The following is a 1,333-nucleotide window of genomic DNA, read 5'->3' on the forward strand; positions in this document are numbered from 1 at the left end:
TCATTGAAATTAGACCAGAACAACAAATCAATAAATCGAATAGGCCAGTTATCGGTTTCATTGATAGTTTGCTAGACTTCAGCCCTGAACGCATCAAAGAACTCAAAGAGCGTGGTTATGAAGATGCCCAGCGTTGCTTGCAGCCAATTCTCGAAACCTTTATAGCCCTTAGACATTGGCGTAACTCTAGAAAACAAGTGGTTTTACTGACAAACAAGTTGCACAATGATCCACCACTATTGGATGATCAACAGGTGTGATAAACAAAGGTTGACCATTGATAGTCAAGAGAAACAACTATACATCCCTACAACCATCAACTGTCAACCTTTAACTAATAACTATCGCAATAGTGACCTCTAAACAAGCCACTTGATATTAGAAATTCATTTCAGCAGCTTGGACTTTCTCAACTTGCTTCTTCTTAATAACTAGCAACACTTGAGATAGCATAATTGCGCCGATGAAAAGCATCAACCACTTAATCCGAGCTGGGTCTTGTAAGACGACTTCTACATCCCTTTGACCAAATCCACCAACATTAGGATCAGTACTCAGAGCTTGTCCTGATACTACTTTATCTCCTTCAGCAACCAGTAACTCTGGGCCAGGGGGAACCGTATCAACTACAGTCTCGCCGTCTGCTGTCTTGATAGTGACGTCGTAGCCAACATACTCTTCAAAGGTAATTTTGGTAATTTCACCAGTGGCAGAGGCATTGAAGGCATTATTATTGCTAAGGTTACCAGCGGGGTAAACCTGACCCCGTCCCCGGTTACCACCGACATGAAGCTGGTATTTACCAAAATAGATATCTTTCTCAGTTCTAGGGTCAGGAGAGAGAACTGGGAACACAATTTCTTGATACTCCTCACCTGGTAGAGGACCAACGAGTACTATATTTTCCTGGTCTTCGCTGTAAGGTTGGTAGTAAATGTTCTCGGTTTCTTCTTTGATTTCCTCCGGAATCCGGTCAGGAGGAGCAATCTTGAAACCTTCCGGTAACATCACCACGGCACCGACCTGTAAGCCACCTTTAGAACCATCACCATAGACCTCTTGTGCCTCTAGGTCATAGGGGATCTTAACCACAGCTTCAAATACAGAATCTGGCAGTACCGATTGGGGGATTTCCACTTCTGTCGGTTTCTGTGCTAAGTGACAATTAGCACAAGCCAGCTTACCAGTGGCATCACGAGGGGTTTGTGGAGCAGTTTGCTGTGCCCAGAAGGGATAGGCAGCAGCTGACTGGGGAACTGCCAGATCACTGGCAAAGAAAAGCGCCACAGCTGCCACAACCAAAACGATAGCTCTGGCAATCATCCCCTTGCCA

General features: G+C 44.8%; 1 protein-coding gene and 1 pseudogene. One reads left to right on the forward strand and one right to left on the reverse strand.

What is annotated here, in order from left to right; all coding sequences use genetic code 11:
* Nucleotides 1–260, forward strand: a pseudogene (locus F6J99_RS45055) (hypothetical protein); the annotation flags it as partial.
* 118 nt (nucleotides 261–378) lie between these two features.
* Here F6J99_RS45055 and petA read toward each other — a convergent pair.
* Entirely contained in the window at nucleotides 379–1,323 is a 945-nt protein-coding gene (petA, locus tag F6J99_RS45060) for a cytochrome f (protein ID WP_293123951.1), read from the reverse strand.
* Between the last annotated feature and the right edge of the window lie 10 nt (nucleotides 1,324–1,333).

It is taken from the genome of Moorena sp. SIO4G3 (assembly GCF_010692305.1).
In the GTDB taxonomy this organism is placed as follows: Bacteria; Cyanobacteriota; Cyanobacteriia; order Cyanobacteriales; family Coleofasciculaceae; genus Moorena; species Moorena producens_A.

Excerpts from the sequence above, each read along its gene's own strand:
- petA (WP_293123951.1), bottom strand. The coding sequence starts at position 1,323 with ATGATTGCCAGAGCTATCGTTTTGGTTGTGGCAGCTGTGGCGCTTTTC.